Consider the following 16,326-nt stretch of genomic DNA (forward strand, 5'->3'; position numbering starts at 1 on the left):
AAATATAAAACAGGCAGAACCCGCGTGGGAACTCTGCCTGTTCTTTTGTAATTCGATCAATTCCGGGAATCCGGAAGCAGGACGCTCTTAGTTTTGTTTGGACATCCGCTTGCGCTCGTGCGGGTCCAGGTAGCGTTTGCGCAGACGCACTGTGTTTGGTGTGACTTCCACCAGTTCGTCGTCGTTGATGTAGGCGATGGCCTCTTCCAGAGACAGCGTCATGGGCGTTGTCAGGCGTACCGCTTCATCAGAACCAGACGCGCGCACGTTGGTGAGCTTCTTGCCTTTCAGCGGGTTCACTTCGAGGTCGTTGTCACGAGAGTGCTCGCCGATGATCATGCCGGTGTAGACGTCGGCCTGGGCGCCAATCATCATCTTGCCGCGGTCTTCGAGGTTCCAAAGGGCGTAGGCCACAGACTGGCCGTTCTCCATGGAGATCAGCACACCTGCGCGACGGCCGGGGATGGCACCTTTGTATTCGGTCCAGCCGTGGAACACGCGGTTCAGAACGCCGGTGCCGCGGGTGTCGGTGAGGAACTCGCCGTGGTAGCCGATCAGGCCACGCGAGGGCACGTGGGCGATGATGCGGGTTTTGCCAGCACCACCTGGGCGCATTTCAACCAACTCGCCTTTGCGGGAGCCTGTGAGCTTCTCGATGACTGCGCCGGAGTATTCGTCATCCACGTCGATGGTGGCTTCTTCGACTGGTTCCATGCGGACACCGTTTTCTTCGCGCATGATCACCTGTGGACGGGAGATCGACAGCTCAAAGCCTTCGCGGCGCATGTTTTCGATCAGAACGCCCATCTGCAGTTCGCCACGGCCGGAAACCTCAAAGGCTTCGCCACCGGGGGTGTCTGCGATTTTGATCGCCACGTTGGACTCGGCCTCTTTGTAAAGGCGGTCGCGGATCACGCGGGACTGAACCTTTTTGCCGTCACGGCCCGCCAGCGGGCTGTCGTTGATGCCAAAGGTCACGGTGATGGTTGGTGGATCGATTGGCTGTGCTTCCAGCGGCTCGTCTACGGCCAGCGCACAGATGGTGTCTGCCACGGTGGCTTTGGCCATACCTGCGATAGAGACGATGTCGCCAGCTTGCGCTTCTTCGATGTCTTGCTGGGCGAGGCCACGGAAGGCTTGGATCTTAGTGACGCGGAACTGTTCGATTTTCTGGCCAATGCGGGAGATCGCCTGAACAGTGGCGCCCACTTTCAAGGTGCCGGATTCCACACGGCCGGTCAGGATGCGGCCCACAAATGGGTCGGACCCCAAAGTGGTGGCCAGCATGCGGAAGTCATCTTCTTGCTGGTGAACCTGTTTTGGCTCCGGCACGTGGTTCACAATCAGGTTGAACAGCGCGTGCAGGTCCTGACGTGGGCCGTCGAGTTCTGCATCTGCCCAGCCGTTGCGGCCGGAAGCGTACATGTGTGGAAAGTCGAGTTGGTCGTCGTTGGCATCCAGAGAGGCAAAAAGGTCAAAGCACTCATCCAATGCGCGATCAGGTTCGGCGTCTGGTTTGTCCACTTTGTTCAGCACCACAATGGGTCGCAGGCCCAGAGCCAAGGCCTTGGAGGTCACAAACTTGGTCTGAGGCATTGGGCCTTCGGCGGCGTCCACTAGCAGAACCACACCGTCGACCATGCTCAGGATGCGCTCAACCTCGCCACCGAAGTCGGCGTGGCCTGGGGTGTCCACGATGTTGATGCGGGTGCCTTTCCATTCCACGGAGGTTGGCTTGGCAAAGATCGTGATGCCGCGTTCGCGCTCCAGATCGTTGCTGTCCATGGCGCGTTCCGCCACTTCCTGGTTTTCCCGGAATGCGCCCGACTGTTTCAGCAGCTCGTCCACGAGCGTGGTTTTGCCGTGGTCAACGTGGGCGATGATGGCGATATTGCGAAGATCCATAAGGGCAGCCTTTCCTGTTCGCGCTCGCCCTAACGTGGGTTGTGGCAAAAGGCCAGCCCTTTAATGCCAGTTAGTGAACGGCGGTCTTGGAAAACAGGTTGATCACGAGGATTCCGGCTACAATCAGCCCCATTCCGAGGATCGCGGCTAGATCAAGTTTTTGACCAAAGGCGAAATATGCGATGATCGAGATCGAAATGATACCCAAGCCGGACCAGACCGCATAGGTGATGCCAACGGGCAGATAGCGTAGGGTTTGCGCCATCATGTAGAAGGCGAGGCCATAACCGATCACCACGATGATTGAGGGAATGGGCTTGGTGAATTGCTGACTGGCCTGCAGCGCAGCGGTGCCGATGGTTTCAAACACAACGGCGACCAGAAGGATCAGATAGGCTTTGGGCATACGCGTCCCTGGAGGTTAGCGCGCGATATAGCGATCGCGCCGGTGATTTGTTGCGATCATAATATTGGTAATCGCGGCACCGACGAGCGAGAAGACGACCGCGTTGAGGTCAAAAAACGACAAGGCCAGACCAAAGACCAGCACGTCAAAGCCAAGTTGGACCCAACCTGCTTTGATGCCTTTGGCGTCCTGCAGCCACACGGCCACGATGCCGACACCGCCAAGGGTGGCGCCGTGGCGGAACAGGACGATGAGGCCTGCGCCGGCGGTCACGCCTGCGAGTGCTGCGCCAAGCAGTGGATGGACGTTTGTCAGGGTAAAAAACTGAGGCAGGATTGCGCTCCAGACAGAAAGAAGACCTACGGCGGCGAAAGTTTTGAGCGTAAAAGCCAGCCCCATGCGAAGATAGGCGATGAGATAAAATGGCAAGTTCATCAAAAAGAATACGGAGCCAAAGCTCATACCCGTTGCCTTAGCCGTGACCAGAGAGAGGCCGGCAATTTGACCTGTGAAGAGATCGCATGCCTGCAGGAACTCTACTGCAAGGGAGACAAGAAGTGTGCCAACGATCAACCCTTGAATGTCGTCAAAAGGGCTGTGTTTATCAGGGCTTGGGGATTCAATAAAACTTACCATGTGTAGGATTTGCCGCAGCGCAGCGAAGCTGTCTAGAGGGGGCGGCGCAAGGCCGCTATGCGCTGGGGGTCTACCTGACGGATGGTGAAGATGGTCCTAAGGCGCGCCACTCGCGCCTTAGGACAAAGTGTCTCATCGCTTATCCGGCGAGCGCTTTGTTGAGGTTTTCGTCAATCTTCTCAAGGAAGCCCATGGTGGTGAGCCAGCCTTGATCCGGGCCAACCAGCAGAGCCAGATCTTTGGTCATGTAACCGCCTTCGACGGTTTCGATGATCACCCGCTCGAGGGTTTCAGCAAAGGCGCGCAGGGCAATGTTGTTGTCCAGCTTCGCGCGGTGCTTCAGGCCGCCAGTCCAGGCGTAGATCGATGCGATGGAGTTGGTGGAGGTGGCTTCGCCTTTTTGGTGCTGGCGATAATGACGGGTCACGGTGCCGTGGGCCGCCTCGGCCTCCACAATCTTTCCATCTGGCGTCATCAGTTGCGAGGTCATCAGGCCAAGCGAGCCAAAACCTTGTGCCACAGTGTCGGACTGTACGTCGCCGTCGTAGTTCTTGCAGGCCCAGACAAATTTGCCGTTCCACTTCATGGCGCAGGCGACCATGTCGTCGATCAGCCGGTGTTCATACCAGATGCCGGCGGCTTTGAATTTTTCTTCGAACTCTTCCTCATAGACCTTTTGGAACAGGTCTTTGAAACGGCCGTCATAGGCTTTCAGGATGGTGTTCTTGGTAGAGAGGTACACCGGCCACCCGAGGTTCAGGCCGTAGTTGAGCGAGGCGCGGGCAAAGTCGATGATGGAGCTGTCGAGGTTGTACATCGCCTGATAGACACCGGCGGACGGTGCATCGTAGACCTCTTTCTCGATCACAGTGCCGTCTTCACCAACAAATTTCATGGTCAGCTTACCAGCGCCCGGGAAGGTGAAGTCGGTGGCTTTGTACTGATCGCCAAAGGCGTGACGACCCACCACGATGGGGGAGGTCCAGCCGGGCACAAGGCGCGGCACGTTGCGACAGATGATTGGCTGGCGGAACACCACACCGCCGAGGATGTTGCGGATGGTGCCGTTGGGGGAGCGCCACATTTTTTTGAGGCCAAACTCTTCCACCCGCTGCTCATCGGGCGTGATGGTGGCGCATTTCACGGCCACACCAATCTCTTTGGTCTTCTCCGCGGCGTCGATGGTGATCTGGTCTTCGGTGCGGTCCCGCTCTTCGATGCCCAGATCGTAGTAAAGCAGGTCGAGATCGAGATAAGGCAGGATCAATTTGTCCTTGATGAACTGCCACATAATGCGAGTCATTTCATCGCCGTCCATTTCGACGATGGGGTTGTCCACTTTGATCTTGGTCATGGGGGTCTCCTGTGAACCGAGTCGTATTTGGCGCCTGTCCTAAGGCAATTCAGTCTCGTTGGGAAGGCTTTGTATGCGATTGTATACAGTTTAAATTGGGCGCGAATTTTTGTTGCGTGAAACGTAGCATGACAATTGTTTTTGACAAAATGTCGCGGGTTCTCGACCACAATGCTAGATGCCGTTAGGGTCACGTTAAACGGGTGTTGGAGTGTGGCTGTGAAACAGGCGATAGCAGAGGTGGTGCGGTGTTTTGAAGTGGCCTGGCGTTTGCGCTGGCCGTTTATCCAGTCGCATCTGGTGTTTAATATCTTGTTGGCGGCGGCCTTTGCGCCCTTGATGGCGGCTACGGTGCATCTGGCGCTGACGTTTTCCGGCAAACCGGCGTTGGCGGATTTTGACATCGCGGTGTTCTTGCTCTCTCCAGTGGGCTTTGTCGCCGGATTGGTGATTGCAGGCCTGGCGCTCGTGCTGCTGACGCTGGATGTGTCGTTCATGATGGCGGTGGCATTGCGGGATCGGGCTGGGAAATCCCATGGATTCCTGGATGGCGTGGCGATGGTTCTGCCGCGTATACCGGCCGTGCTTGGACTGGCGATGCAGTTCTGTTTGCGGCTGCTGGTGATGTGCCTGCCGTTCTTGGCAATTTGCGGATTGGCTTTTGTCACATGGATGACGGACTACGACATCAACTACTACCTCAGTTTTCATCCGCCGGAGTTTGTTCAGACCGTGGTGGTTTGCGGGATCGCATTGGCGGTGATGGTGGCATTGGTTCTCTGGCGCACATTGGGTTGGGTGTTGGCTTTGCCTCTGGTCGTATTTGACGGGCAGCGGGCAGGGGCGGCTTTGCGGGAAAGCCAGTCCCGGATGGCGGGACGCAGGGTGACGTTCCTTGTGCGCTTGGCAATTTGGGCCGCGCTGGGGGCGGTGATTGGCGGTGCGGTGTTGTTTGTGGTTGGCGCGATCATACAGTTTGGTCTGCATTTTGTGCCGTTTGGCCTCAAAGGCCTGGCTGCGTTTTTGTTTCTGTCCACCGGACTGTGGGCGGGGTTGAACCTCGTTTTGACATCTTTCACCACCGGTGCCTTGGCCGTGGCCTTCATGGGGTTTGCGGGCTGGCCAGACGCGGGAGAGAAGCGCGAAGTGCCCAAAGGGGAGCTGACCGGCGTGGTCGCGGTGGCGGCACTTGTGACCGTGTTGGGCGGCTTTGGTATCGCAGAGTTGGTCAAAGTAGATCAGGATCGGCCTGTGGCGGTGATTGCCCATCGTGGCGCCTCTGGAGCGGCACCTGAAAACACCATGGCGGCGGTCACACGCGCGGTGGAGGATCAGTCGGATTGGGTTGAGATTGACGTTCAGGAAACTGTCGATGGTGCGGTGGTTGTGGTGCATGACAGCGATTTCATGAAGGTTGCGGGCAACCCCTTGAAGATCTGGGATGCGACTTTGGCGGACCTAGAGGCAATCGACATTGGCAGCTGGTTTGATCCAGCTTTTGCGGCCGAGCGCACAGCCACCCTTGAGCAGGTTTTGCTGGCGGCAAAAGACAAGTCAGGTGTGGTGATCGAGTTGAAATACTACGGCCATGACGAGGATTTGGAGCAGAGGGTGATCGACATCGTTGAAGCCACAGACATGGTGGATCAAGTGAAGATCATGTCGTTGAAAACCGATGCCGTAGCAAAGATGCGAAAGCTGCGCCCTGAGTGGAATGTCGGGCTGCTTGCTTCGGCGTCGTTGGGCAACATGTGGGATCTGGATGTGGACTTCCTGGCCGTGAACAGCGCCACCATGTCTCGCCAACTGGTGCGCGGCTCCCATGACGTGGGCAAAGAGGTCTACGTGTGGACGGTGAACGATGCGCTGTCGGTGTCGGGTATGTTGTCTTTTGGCGTGGACGGGTTGATCACCGACGAGCCGGCGCTGGCGCGGCAAGTTTTGGCGGATCGCAAAACGTTGAGCGGTGTGGAGCGGTTAGTGCTTGGTCTGGCGGGGCGGATTGGGTTGGATGTGCCGCATCGAGGTGACGATGAGGTGCAATAATCTGATTGCCGCGATCAGTGCGATTTTTGTTTTGTGTGAACCGGTTACGGCGCAGGTCTCAAGTGAGGGGCTAGGCTGGTCTGCGAAAGTTGAAGTCTGGCGGCATAGCCGATTGCAAGCGCTGCGCGAGGAGGACCCTACGGCCTTGGGGCCTTTCACGACGGACGGGTGTTCCGGTGGAATGTCGGCGGCGTGGGGCGCGATGGCGCGCACTTTTCCATGGTTTGCGCGAGTGTTCGAGCATGAGGCGCCCTGGCATGACTGCTGTGTGGTGCATGACCAAGCGTATCATCTGGGTGGTGAGACTGCGGATGCAGAAAAAGGATTTTTTGCGCGGCTGAAGGCGGACGAAGAGCTGCGCATTTGCGTGCAGGGCGTGGCGGATGCACAGGCAGAGGCCTTGGCCCTTCAATATGATGGCACATCAGAAGATGTCACGGCTGCAATCTATTTTGTGGCCGATCGCATGTATGAGGCGGTTCGAGTGGGCGGTTTGCCGTGCTCGGGTCTGCCGTGGCGATGGGGCTATGGGTGGCCTCAATGTTTCTAAGTTAGCCGTTTTCGGAAAACCATTTGGCAATGCGCGCTTTGAGATGCTCCCAAATCGCAGGAGCGCCTTTGGCAACTTTCCAGCCAACACGATCTTCAAGCTGTTCGCGCGTGACGTTGTATTCCGGCCAGGTACCGCCATTGGTTTCAAGATTTCCAATCACCGGCTGCACACGGTCGATGCTTTTGGCAAAAACGGCGTCGTCGCTCTCTGCGGCTTCAAACTCATTCCATAGGGCGCGGAGTTCGACGGCTTGATCGTCTGGCAGAAGGCCAAAGATCCGGTCTGCCGCTGCACTTTCCGCTGCTTCCATGGCGGTAATGTCATGATCGCCGTGGATTGGGCTGTCACCAACATCAATCTCTACCAGATCATGGATCAGCAACATGCGGATCACGCGATCCAGATTAATGTCCTTGTTGGCATGTTCAGACAGGATCAGCGCATAGAGTGCTATGTGCCAGCTGTGGCTGCCGCTGTCTTCCTTGCGGTGTCCGTCAAGCACATTGGTGGCGCGGTAGACAGATTTGAGCTTATCGGCTTCGGTCAGGAAGGCGATTTGTGCAGCGAGGCGGTCGCTCATTCTTTGGTCTCGGCAGCTTTTGCGGCGCGGGCTTCTTTAACCTTGTTGATCAGAAAAGCCCGGCCTTTTTCTTCGGACATGCGCATACGCACTTCGGTGAGATAGGCTTCTTCCAGTGACTGGGAAGAGGCCCCGAGCACCGCGCTGACTTCCATGAAGAGACGCTCGTCGCCCAGTTCTTTCTGGGCTTTGAGCGTGTCTTCGGCAAGTTTTGAGGCCAGCGCGTCCAGCGTGCTCATTAGCGGCTGTTCTCGGTCAGACGGCGTTTCACATAGTCGGTGACCGTGCCGGTCATCTGATCCATGTATTCGTCTGTTTCAAAGAAGTGGCCAGAGCCTTCGATCTCCGTGTGGGTGATCGTGATGCCTTTTTGCTCATGCAGCTTGTTCACCAGCGAGTGCGTGTCCGCCGGTGGGGCGACCCGGTCGGCGGTGCCATTCAGGATAAGACCGGAACTTGGGCAGGGCGCCAGGAACGAGAAGTCGTACATGTTGGCTGGCGGGGCCACCGAAATGAAGCCGGTGATTTCCGGACGGCGCATCAGAAGCTGCATGCCGATCCACGCACCAAAGGAGAAGCCCGCAACCCAGCAGTGTTTGGAGTTGGTGTTCATCGACTGCAGGTAATCAAGCGCGGAGGCCGCATCAGACAGTTCGCCAACACCTTGATCATATTCGCCCTGGGAGCGGCCCACGCCACGGAAGTTGAACCGCAGAACGGTGAAGCCCATGTTGTAGAAGGCGTAGTGCAGGTTGTAGACAACCTTGTTGTTCATGGTGCCGCCAAATTGCGGGTGCGGATGCAGCACAATCGCGATCGGCGCGTCTTTTTCTTTTTGTGGATGATAGCGGCCTTCGAGGCGGCCTTCTGGTCCCGGAAAAATCACCTCAGGCATATTTGTCGCTTTTCTCCCTTAAAAGGTATGAACCAATTCTTGACGAATTTGCTCTGTCACCTTAGAACGCTTCTAAATAGTTAAACGGCTTTTGGGGCCGTTGCGGTTCTAGCGACTTAAGCACATGCATGGCTGAGGTCAATCAATTCGAAGGGGTGTATCATGAAACTGTCGACAAAAGGCCGTTATGCTGTGGTTGCTTTGGCAGATATTGCGCTGCAGCCGCCGGAAGATCTCGTGAGTTTGAGTGAAATCTCCAAACGACAGAGCATTTCGTTACCGTATTTGGAGCAGTTGTTTGTAAAGCTGCGCAGGGCTGAGCTTGTGGTTTCTGTTCGCGGCCCGGGTGGTGGATACCGCTTGGCACGTCCAAAGTCCGAGATTCGGGTTGCGGATATTCTGGCCGCTGTGGATGAAACGGTGTCGGCGCTGCACACAGGGGCAGGGGCCAGTGGTGGATCAAGTGGGTCCCGCGCGCAGTCGATGGCAAACCGCCTTTGGGAAGGGCTGTCGGCGCATGTTTATGTGTTCCTGCACCAAACACGTCTGTCCGATATTGTGGAGAACGACTTGGCGCCATGCCCAGCTGTGCCCACATTGTTTTCTGTGGTTGATGAAGTGGCGGACGAAGACGCCTGATGCGGGCCTACTTGGATCATAACGCAACAACCCCACTGCGCCTTGAGGCGCGGGAGGCGATGATTGCGGCGATGGATGTTTATGGCAACCCGTCCTCTGTCCACTCGGAAGGGCGCAAAGCCAAGTCCGTTCTTGAACGTGCGCGCGGAGATATTGCTTCTGCCTTTGGCGCGGATGGGGCGGATGTGATCTTCACTAGCAGTGCCACGGAGTCTGCGGCTTTGGCGCTGGCGGGTCGCAAGTTGCATGCGGCAGACGTCGAACATGATGCGGTGAATGCCTGGACGCAGAACGATTTGGCAGTCGATGCTGCGGGGGCGATCAAAATCGAAGATCCGGCAGCGAGCTGTGTGCAGTTGGCAAATTCTGAGACCGGAGTGGTCCAAACCTTGCTGGAAGGCGTAGCCGTCAGTGATATGACGCAAGCGTTTGGCAAGCTGCCGGTGGCGTTTAACTGGACAGGTGCGCAGATGGCGCTGATCTCGGCGCATAAGCTGGGTGGGCCAAAAGGCATTGGGGCTTTGGTGGTGAAACGGGGCACCGACGTGCCAGCGCAGCTTTTGGGCGGTGGTCAAGAAATGGGACGTCGTGCGGGCACAGAAAACGTGATTGGCGCCGCGGGATTTGCTGCTGCTGCCAAAGCAGCAGCGCAAGACTTGGCCGATGGTGTTTGGGATCGGGTTGCACAGCTGCGCGATTTGCTGGAAGAGAGGCTGACCGCTGAGGCGCCGGAGGCCATTATCGTTGGCAAAGGCGTTAAGCGGCTTCCCAACACAACGGCAGTTGCGGTGCCGAGCTGGAAGGGTGAAACGCAGGTCATGCAGATGGATCTGGCAGGTTTTGCGATTTCTGCCGGGTCGGCTTGCTCTTCAGGCAAGGTGCGCGCCAGCAAAGTGCTGACCGCGATGGGATTTGATGAGATGACGACAGCAAGCGCCATTCGGGTGAGCTTGGGGCCACAAACGAGCGAACAGGACGTCATGGGTTTTGCCGATAAGTGGCTGGCTCAGATGAATAAACACCGCGCGTGAGCGCAAAACGAAGACAGGAGACGCACATGGCGGCAATTGATCAGACCCAAGTCAAAGAAGGTGTTGACCAGGAAACCGTGGATGCCGTGCGCGAAGTTGGCGGCAAATACAAATACGGTTGGGAAACCGAGATTGAGATGGAATATGCCCCCAAAGGGCTGACCGAGGACATTGTCCGCTTGATTTCGGAGAAAAACGAAGAGCCGGAATGGATGACCGACTGGCGGCTGGAGGCGTATAAGCGCTGGCTGACCAAAGAGGAGCCGGATTGGGCGATGCTGGACTATCCGGAAGTGGATTTCCAGGACCAGTACTATTACGCGCGTCCAAAGAGCATGGAAGAAAAACCGAAGTCTTTGGATGAGGTGGATCCAAAGCTGCTGGCCACCTATGAAAAGCTCGGCATCCCGCTGAAAGAACAGATGATTTTGGCTGGCGTTGAAGGTGCGGAGAACGCCCCTGCTGAAGGCCGCAAAGTCGCGGTTGATGCGGTGTTTGACTCCGTATCTGTTGGCACAACTTTCCAGAAAGAGTTGAAAGAAGCAGGGGTGATCTTTTGCTCGATCTCTGAAGCGATCCGCGAGCATCCTGAACTGGTGAAGAAGTACCTCGGGTCCGTGGTTCCGGTGAGCGACAACTTCTACGCCACTTTGAACAGCGCGGTGTTCTCTGACGGGTCCTTTGTTTACGTGCCGCCTGGCGTGCGCTGCCCAATGGAACTGTCCACCTACTTCCGTATCAACGCGGAAAACACCGGCCAGTTTGAGCGGACGCTGATCATTGCGGACAAAGGCTCATACGTATCCTACCTTGAAGGCTGTACCGCACCTCAGCGTGACACGTCTCAGCTGCACGCGGCTGTGGTGGAAATTGTCATCGAAGAAGATGCCGAAGTGAAGTACTCCACCGTTCAGAACTGGTATCCTGGCGATGAGAACGGCAAGGGCGGTATCTACAACTTTGTGACCAAGCGCGCCGATTGCCGTGGTGACCGTGCCAAGGTGATGTGGACCCAGGTTGAAACCGGCTCGGCCGTGACCTGGAAGTACCCATCCTGCATTCTTCGTGGCGATGATGCGCAGGGTGAATTCTACTCGATTGCGATCACCAACAACCACCAGCAGGCCGATACGGGCACCAAGATGATCCACTTGGGTAAAAACACCAAGTCGCGGATTGTCTCCAAAGGCATCAGCGCGGGTGTGGCGCAGAACACCTACCGTGGTCAGGTGTCTATGCACCCGAAAGCAAAGAACAGCCGCAACTACACCCAATGTGACAGTTTGCTGATTGGCGACAAATGCGGGGCGCACACGGTGCCGTACATCGAGGTGAAGAACAATTCGTCTCGTGTCGAGCACGAAGCGACGACCTCCAAGGTGGATGATGAGCAGATGTTCTACTGCCGTCAGCGTGGCATGGACGAGGAAGAGGCTGTCGCCCTGATTGTGAACGGTTTTGCCAAGGAAGTGCTTCAGGCGCTGCCGATGGAGTTTGCCATGGAAGCACAACAGCTTGTGGCGATCTCGCTTGAAGGCTCCGTAGGCTAATGGAAACGCTTCACGCCCTCATGCAACAATCTGCCGGCGTTGGCGCCGGCATCGCTTTCGGTTCCGCCGTTGGCTTTACCCTGCGCAAAAAGCGCCTTGGCTCGAACGAGGGGCTGATCGCTGGATCAGTGTTTGTGACCTCGGCCGTGTGTGGAATTGTGGCGATGGGTGTGATGATGCTGATCACATATGTGAGCGCCTAAGCAGCGGCGTCACAAACAAAGATATGACCGGGTGCTGCGGCATCCCGTGGAAACGCGAAGGAAGATGAACATGTTGGAAATCAAAGGCCTGAAGGTCAAACTTGAAGAAGAAGACAAGCAGATCCTCAAAGGTGTGGATCTGAAAGTGGAAGCGGGCAAAGTGCACGCGATCATGGGCCCAAATGGCTCCGGCAAATCCACGCTGTCTTATGTGCTGTCTGGCAAAGACGGCTATGAGGTGACTGACGGTGAGGCCACATTGGGTGGTGAAGACCTGCTGGAACTGGAAGCAGAAGAACGTGCGGCTCTGGGTCTGTTCTTGGCGTTCCAATACCCGGTTGAAATCCCTGGCGTGGGCAACATGACCTTCCTGCGCACCGCAGTGAATGCACAGCGCAAGGCGCGTGGCGAAGAGGAGCTGTCTGCGGCGGACTTCCTGAAAGAGATCCGTGCGAAGGCGAAAACCCTGAAAATCGATGCCGACATGCTGAAGCGTCCCGTCAACGTTGGCTTCTCCGGTGGCGAGAAGAAGCGTAACGAGATCCTGCAGATGGCGATGCTCGAGCCAAAGATGTGCATCCTGGACGAGACCGACTCCGGTCTGGACGTGGATGCGATGAAACTGGTGTCTGAGGGTGTGAACGCGCTGCGGGACGCAGGCCGCGGTTTCCTTGTGATCACGCACTACCAGCGCCTGCTGGACCACATCAAACCAGACGTTGTGCACATCATGGCGGACGGTCGCATCATCAAGACCGGAGGCCCTGAGCTGGCGCTGGAAGTTGAGAAAAACGGCTACGCCGACATTTTGGCGGAGGTCGCATAATGGCGGCTTTGGCTAAGAAGCAAGAGGCCACGGCGGCGCGTTTGGACGGGTTGACCGTTCCGGCGAGCGGTCAGTGGGCCAGCGAAGCACGCGCGGCGGCTTTGGGCCGTCTGCGCGAGATGGGGTTGCCGGATCGTCGGGACGAGTATTGGAAATACACCCGTCCAGACACACTGACCCAGGCTGATGCGCCTGCCGCGGCGGTTTTTGACACAGGCGAGCCGCCATTGTTTGACAGCTTTGATCGGATCAAGGTGGTCTTTGTTGATGGTGTGTTTGATGCGGAGCAGTCTGACGAGCTGGCAGGCGAAGGCCTGACGATCGAGCGTTTGGCGGACGTGGCTGAGAAAGATATCCATTGGGCAAAAGAGCTCTATGGGGTGCTCGAAGCCAAAGGTCAGACCCCGGTGGAGCGCCCTCTGGCGGCATTTAACACGGCCTTCGCTACGGATGGTGTTGTGATCCACGTGACTGGCAAGGTCGCAAAGCCCGTGAGCCTGATCTATCAGCACAAAGCAGAAAGTTCTGACGCGGTCCTGCACCATGTGATCAAGCTTGACGCTGGTGCGGAAGTGACCGTGCTGGAAAACGGTCCGGCGGCGGCGCGTTTCAACAAGTCCATGGAAGTGAACGTGGCCGACAACGCTGCCTTCCACCATGTGCGTGCACAGGGGCGTGACCATGAGCGGCGTGCTGTCACGCATTTATTTGGACGTCTGGGCACCGAAAGCGTGTTCAAAAGCTTTACACTGACTGTGAACGGCCGTTTGACCCGCAATGAAGCTGTGCTTGAACTGACGGGTGACGATGCCGTGGCCCATGTGGCGGGCGCCTGTCTTGGCGATGGTGATTTCCATCACGACGACACAGTCTTTGTCACCCATGACGCGGTGAACTGCGAAAGCCGTCAGGTGTTCAAGAAAGTGCTGCGCAACGGGGCAACCGGCGTTTTCCAGGGCAAGATTCTGGTGCAGCCGGGCGCACAGAAGACTGATGGTTATCAGATCAGCCAGTCGCTTCTGCTGGACGAAGACAGCCAGTTCCTCGCCAAGCCTGAGTTGGAAATCTACGCCGATGATGTGGCCTGTTCGCACGGCTCCACCTCTGGTGCGATTGACGAAGACGCGTTGTTCTACTTACGGGCCCGTGGTGTTCCAAAAGACATCGCAACCGACTTGCTGGTGATGTCCTTTGTGGCCGAAGCCGTAGAGGAAGTCGAAAGCGAAGAACTGCGTGACGAGATCATCGGACGCTTGGAGTCCTGGTTGGAGCGTCGACGCGGCTGATGTCTGTGACGAGCGATATGATGGCCAGCTACCGTACCCCGCGTGCGGTGGTTGCCCGCCGTCTGGCGATGGGCGAGCGTGAGGACCGTGCCTTTGCGATCCTTATGGCCGCCTGTGGCGTTATTTTTGTGTCACGCTGGCCTGCTTTGGCGCGCGAGGCGCATCTGGCACAGGTTGAGCTCAACCCTCTGTTGGGCGCCAATCTTTTTGCACTGATGTTTGTGTTGCCGCTTTTGGCGGTCACGTTGGCGTTTGTTTCTCATCTGGTGTTGCGTGCCTTTGGTCGCAAACAGTCCAGTTTTGGAGCCCGTTTCGCGCTGTTCTGGGCGATGCTCTCAACCGGGCCGCTGTATCTGCTTGTTGGTCTTGTAGAAGGCTTTATTGGGCAAGGGACGGCGTTGACCATTGTTGGCCTGCTTTGGTTTGTCTCGTTTTTCTGGATCTGGATTTCTGGATTGCTGGAAGCGGGTAGGGTGGCGTCATGAAAGCGCAACTGACCGCTCTTTTCTGGCTGACCGTGCGTGACCCAAGCGAGGCTGCGGTAGCGCTCATGAGCCGTCCGGTGCCGCGCAACGTGGGCTGGATGCTTTTGGCTTTGGGTATAGTGTTAAATGCACTGGCGCATTTTGCCACGCTCACGCTGTTTCCAGCGCCACCAGAGATGAACGTGCCGTTTTTGACAGCGCCTTTTTTCTACACAACGATCCTTGGCTGTGGCCTCGTGATGCTGGTGTTCTCCATTTATTGGGGGGGGCGCGCCATTGGCGGTCGGGGCAGGTTTGACGATGTGCTGCTGGCCATCGGCTGGCTGCAATACATGCGGTTTGCCGTGCAATTGGCATCTCTGCTGCTGATGCTGGCGATGCCTGGGTTTGCCTTGGTCTTTGTATTGGGCGTCGGCCTGTATTCGATCTGGGTTGTTTTGAATTTCATCAACGTGATCCACGGCTTTAACAGCCTGGGCAAGTCCGTGATGCTGGTGTTGATCACTATGATGGGCCTGACCGTTGGAATGACACTGCTTTTGTCGCTGGGTGCGGCGACCGCTATTGGGATGTCCTGAGATGTATGACGTCAACAAGATCCGTGCTGATTTTCCAATCCTGAGCCGCGAGGTGAATGGCAAGCCGCTGGTCTATTTGGACAACGGTGCTTCGGCGCAAAAGCCGCAGGTGGTGATTGATGCGATCACCAACGCCTACGCAATGGAATATGCGAATGTCCACAGAGGCTTGCACTACCTTTCTAACCTCGCGACGGATAAGTATGAGGCGGTGCGCGGCAAGATTGCCAAATTTCTGAACGCTGGCAGCGAGGATGAGATCGTCCTGAATTCCGGCACGACCGAAGGCATCAATATGGTGGCTTATGGCTGGGCCATGCCGCGTCTGGAACCAGGCGACGAGATCATTCTCTCGGTGATGGAGCACCATGCCAACATCGTGCCGTGGCACTTTCTGCGGGAACGGCAAGGCGTTGTTCTGAAGTGGGTGGATGTGGACAGCACCGGTGCGCTGGATCCACAGGCGGTGATTGATGCGATTGGGCCCAAGACCAAACTGGTGGCTGTGACGCAATGCTCCAACGTGCTGGGCACTATGGTGGATGTAAAGGCCATCACGGAAGGCGCACATGCCAAGGGCGTGCCTGTGCTCGTTGATGGCTCTCAAGGGTCGGTGCATGCGCCGGTGGATGTGCAGGACATTGGCTGTGATTTCTACGCCATCACTGGCCATAAGCTCTATGGGCCATCTGGGTCCGGGGCGATCTATTGCAAAATGGATCGCATGAAAGAAATGCGTCCGTTCATTGGCGGCGGCGACATGATCAAGGAAGTCTCCAAGGAGGCTGTGATCTACAACGATCCCCCAATGAAGTTCGAGGCAGGCACGCCGGGCATTGTGCAGACGATTGGCTTTGGTGTGGCGCTGGACTACCTCATGGAGCTCGGGATGGACAATGTCGCAGCCCATGAAGCCAAGCTGCGTGACTATACGATGCAGAAGCTGTCCGGTCTGAACTGGCTGCAGGTGCAAGGCACCAGGGCGGACAAAGCGGCGATCTTCAGTTTCACATTGGATGGTGCGGCGCACGCGCATGACATCTCCACGATCTTGGACAAAAAGGGCGTGGCTGTGCGGGCGGGACACCACTGTGCGGGGCCATTGATGGAGCATTTGGGTGTGTCTGCGACTTGTCGCGCCAGCTTTGGGCTCTACAACACCACCGATGAAGCGGACACGCTCATCGAAGCGCTTGAACTGGCGCACGAACTCTTTGGATAGACGTTCATTTTGCGATTGCGGGGCGTAGCCACACTGGCTATACCCCGACCTTAGGCACCTGTAGCTCAGCTGGATAGAGCGCTGCCCTCCGAAGGCAGAGGCCAGAGGTTCGAATCCTCTCAGGTGCGCCA

Annotated in this window: 18 protein-coding genes and 1 tRNA gene; 12 read left to right on the forward strand and 7 right to left on the reverse strand. The window is 57.0% G+C overall.

Features of this window, described 5'->3' with window-relative positions; genetic code table 11:
- Positions 1 to 87: 87 nt before the first annotated feature.
- The 4 genes from typA to MK208_RS19405 all read right to left on the reverse strand — a co-directional run bounded on the left by typA (position 88) and on the right by MK208_RS19405 (position 4,301).
- The gene (typA, locus tag MK208_RS19390) at positions 88 to 1,905 is read right to left on the reverse strand and encodes a translational GTPase TypA (protein ID WP_294119279.1); all 1,818 of its coding nucleotides are present in this window, start codon (positions 1,903 to 1,905) and stop codon (positions 88 to 90) included.
- A 70-nt stretch (positions 1,906 to 1,975) separates the two neighbouring features.
- Complete coding sequence (locus MK208_RS19395; RefSeq protein WP_294119280.1) at positions 1,976 to 2,311, reverse strand: SMR family transporter; 336 nt, start codon at positions 2,309 to 2,311, stop codon at positions 1,976 to 1,978.
- A gap of 15 nt (positions 2,312 to 2,326) precedes the next feature.
- Positions 2,327 to 2,947: a YitT family protein gene (locus MK208_RS19400; RefSeq protein WP_294119282.1), complete on the reverse strand. Its 621-nt coding sequence runs from the start codon at positions 2,945 to 2,947 to the stop codon at positions 2,327 to 2,329.
- A 139-nt stretch (positions 2,948 to 3,086) separates the two neighbouring features.
- Positions 3,087 to 4,301, reverse strand: a complete 1,215-nt coding sequence (locus MK208_RS19405) for an NADP-dependent isocitrate dehydrogenase (RefSeq protein WP_294119284.1) — start codon at positions 4,299 to 4,301, stop codon at positions 3,087 to 3,089.
- 219 nt (positions 4,302 to 4,520) lie between these two features.
- Here MK208_RS19405 and MK208_RS19410 point away from each other — a divergent pair, with 219 nt between their 5' ends.
- Both MK208_RS19410 and MK208_RS19415 read left to right on the forward strand, forming a co-directional pair.
- The gene (locus tag MK208_RS19410; protein WP_294119286.1) at positions 4,521 to 6,347 is read left to right on the forward strand and encodes a glycerophosphodiester phosphodiesterase; all 1,827 of its coding nucleotides are present in this window, start codon (positions 4,521 to 4,523) and stop codon (positions 6,345 to 6,347) included.
- A 181-nt stretch (positions 6,348 to 6,528) separates the two neighbouring features.
- Complete coding sequence (locus MK208_RS19415) at positions 6,529 to 6,897, forward strand: hypothetical protein (RefSeq protein WP_294119288.1); 369 nt, start codon at positions 6,529 to 6,531, stop codon at positions 6,895 to 6,897.
- Between the two features lies 1 nt (position 6,898).
- On the opposite strand, the gene MK208_RS19420 is transcribed toward MK208_RS19415, so the two are convergent.
- Genes MK208_RS19420 through MK208_RS19430 form a run of 3 tightly spaced genes read right to left on the reverse strand, consistent with a single transcriptional unit; the run spans position 6,899 to position 8,375 of the window.
- On the reverse strand, positions 6,899 to 7,480 hold the full coding sequence (locus MK208_RS19420) for an HD domain-containing protein (protein WP_294119290.1): 582 nt from the start codon (positions 7,478 to 7,480) through the stop codon (positions 6,899 to 6,901).
- Entirely contained in the window at positions 7,477 to 7,719 is a 243-nt protein-coding gene (locus tag MK208_RS19425; RefSeq protein WP_294119292.1) for a hypothetical protein, read from the reverse strand. Before MK208_RS19425 ends, MK208_RS19420 begins: the two co-directional genes overlap by 4 nt.
- Complete coding sequence (locus tag MK208_RS19430; protein ID WP_294119293.1) at positions 7,719 to 8,375, reverse strand: alpha/beta hydrolase; 657 nt, start codon at positions 8,373 to 8,375, stop codon at positions 7,719 to 7,721. Before MK208_RS19430 ends, MK208_RS19425 begins: the two co-directional genes overlap by 1 nt.
- 162 nt (positions 8,376 to 8,537) lie before the next feature.
- On the opposite strand from MK208_RS19430, the gene MK208_RS19435 reads away from it, so the two are divergent.
- From MK208_RS19435 to MK208_RS19480, 10 genes are all read left to right on the forward strand, one after another.
- Positions 8,538 to 9,014, forward strand: coding sequence for an Rrf2 family transcriptional regulator (locus MK208_RS19435; protein ID WP_294119294.1), 477 nt, complete (start codon positions 8,538 to 8,540; stop codon positions 9,012 to 9,014).
- Positions 9,011 to 10,045 (forward strand): cysteine desulfurase family protein, encoded by a 1,035-nt coding sequence (locus tag MK208_RS19440; protein ID WP_294119304.1) that lies wholly within the window; start codon positions 9,011 to 9,013, stop codon positions 10,043 to 10,045. Before MK208_RS19435 ends, MK208_RS19440 begins: the two co-directional genes overlap by 4 nt.
- A gap of 26 nt (positions 10,046 to 10,071) precedes the next feature.
- Complete coding sequence (gene sufB / locus MK208_RS19445; RefSeq protein WP_294119296.1) at positions 10,072 to 11,595, forward strand: Fe-S cluster assembly protein SufB; 1,524 nt, start codon at positions 10,072 to 10,074, stop codon at positions 11,593 to 11,595.
- Positions 11,595 to 11,798 carry a hypothetical protein gene (locus MK208_RS19450; protein ID WP_294119297.1) on the forward strand — a complete coding sequence of 68 codons (204 nt, stop codon included), beginning with the start codon at positions 11,595 to 11,597 and terminating at the stop codon, positions 11,796 to 11,798. The genes sufB and MK208_RS19450 overlap by 1 nt, the downstream gene beginning before the upstream one ends.
- A 70-nt stretch (positions 11,799 to 11,868) precedes the next feature.
- Positions 11,869 to 12,624, forward strand: a complete 756-nt coding sequence (gene sufC, locus MK208_RS19455) for a Fe-S cluster assembly ATPase SufC (protein ID WP_294119298.1) — start codon at positions 11,869 to 11,871, stop codon at positions 12,622 to 12,624.
- Positions 12,624 to 13,910, forward strand: coding sequence for a Fe-S cluster assembly protein SufD (gene sufD / locus MK208_RS19460; RefSeq protein ID WP_294119299.1), 1,287 nt, complete (start codon positions 12,624 to 12,626; stop codon positions 13,908 to 13,910). Before sufC ends, sufD begins: the two co-directional genes overlap by 1 nt.
- Positions 13,910 to 14,395: a YIP1 family protein gene (locus tag MK208_RS19465; protein ID WP_294119300.1), complete on the forward strand. Its 486-nt coding sequence runs from the start codon at positions 13,910 to 13,912 to the stop codon at positions 14,393 to 14,395. The genes sufD and MK208_RS19465 overlap by 1 nt, the downstream gene beginning before the upstream one ends.
- Positions 14,392 to 14,973 (forward strand): YIP1 family protein, encoded by a 582-nt coding sequence (locus MK208_RS19470; RefSeq protein ID WP_294119301.1) that lies wholly within the window; start codon positions 14,392 to 14,394, stop codon positions 14,971 to 14,973. The genes MK208_RS19465 and MK208_RS19470 overlap by 4 nt, the downstream gene beginning before the upstream one ends.
- Before the next feature lies 1 nt (position 14,974).
- Complete coding sequence (locus tag MK208_RS19475) at positions 14,975 to 16,195, forward strand: cysteine desulfurase (RefSeq protein WP_294119302.1); 1,221 nt, start codon at positions 14,975 to 14,977, stop codon at positions 16,193 to 16,195.
- Positions 16,196 to 16,249: 54 nt separating this feature from the next.
- Positions 16,250 to 16,326 (forward strand) — tRNA-Arg (locus MK208_RS19480).

It is taken from the genome of Shimia sp. (assembly GCF_022448905.1).
Taxonomy (GTDB): Bacteria; Pseudomonadota; Alphaproteobacteria; order Rhodobacterales; family Rhodobacteraceae; genus Shimia.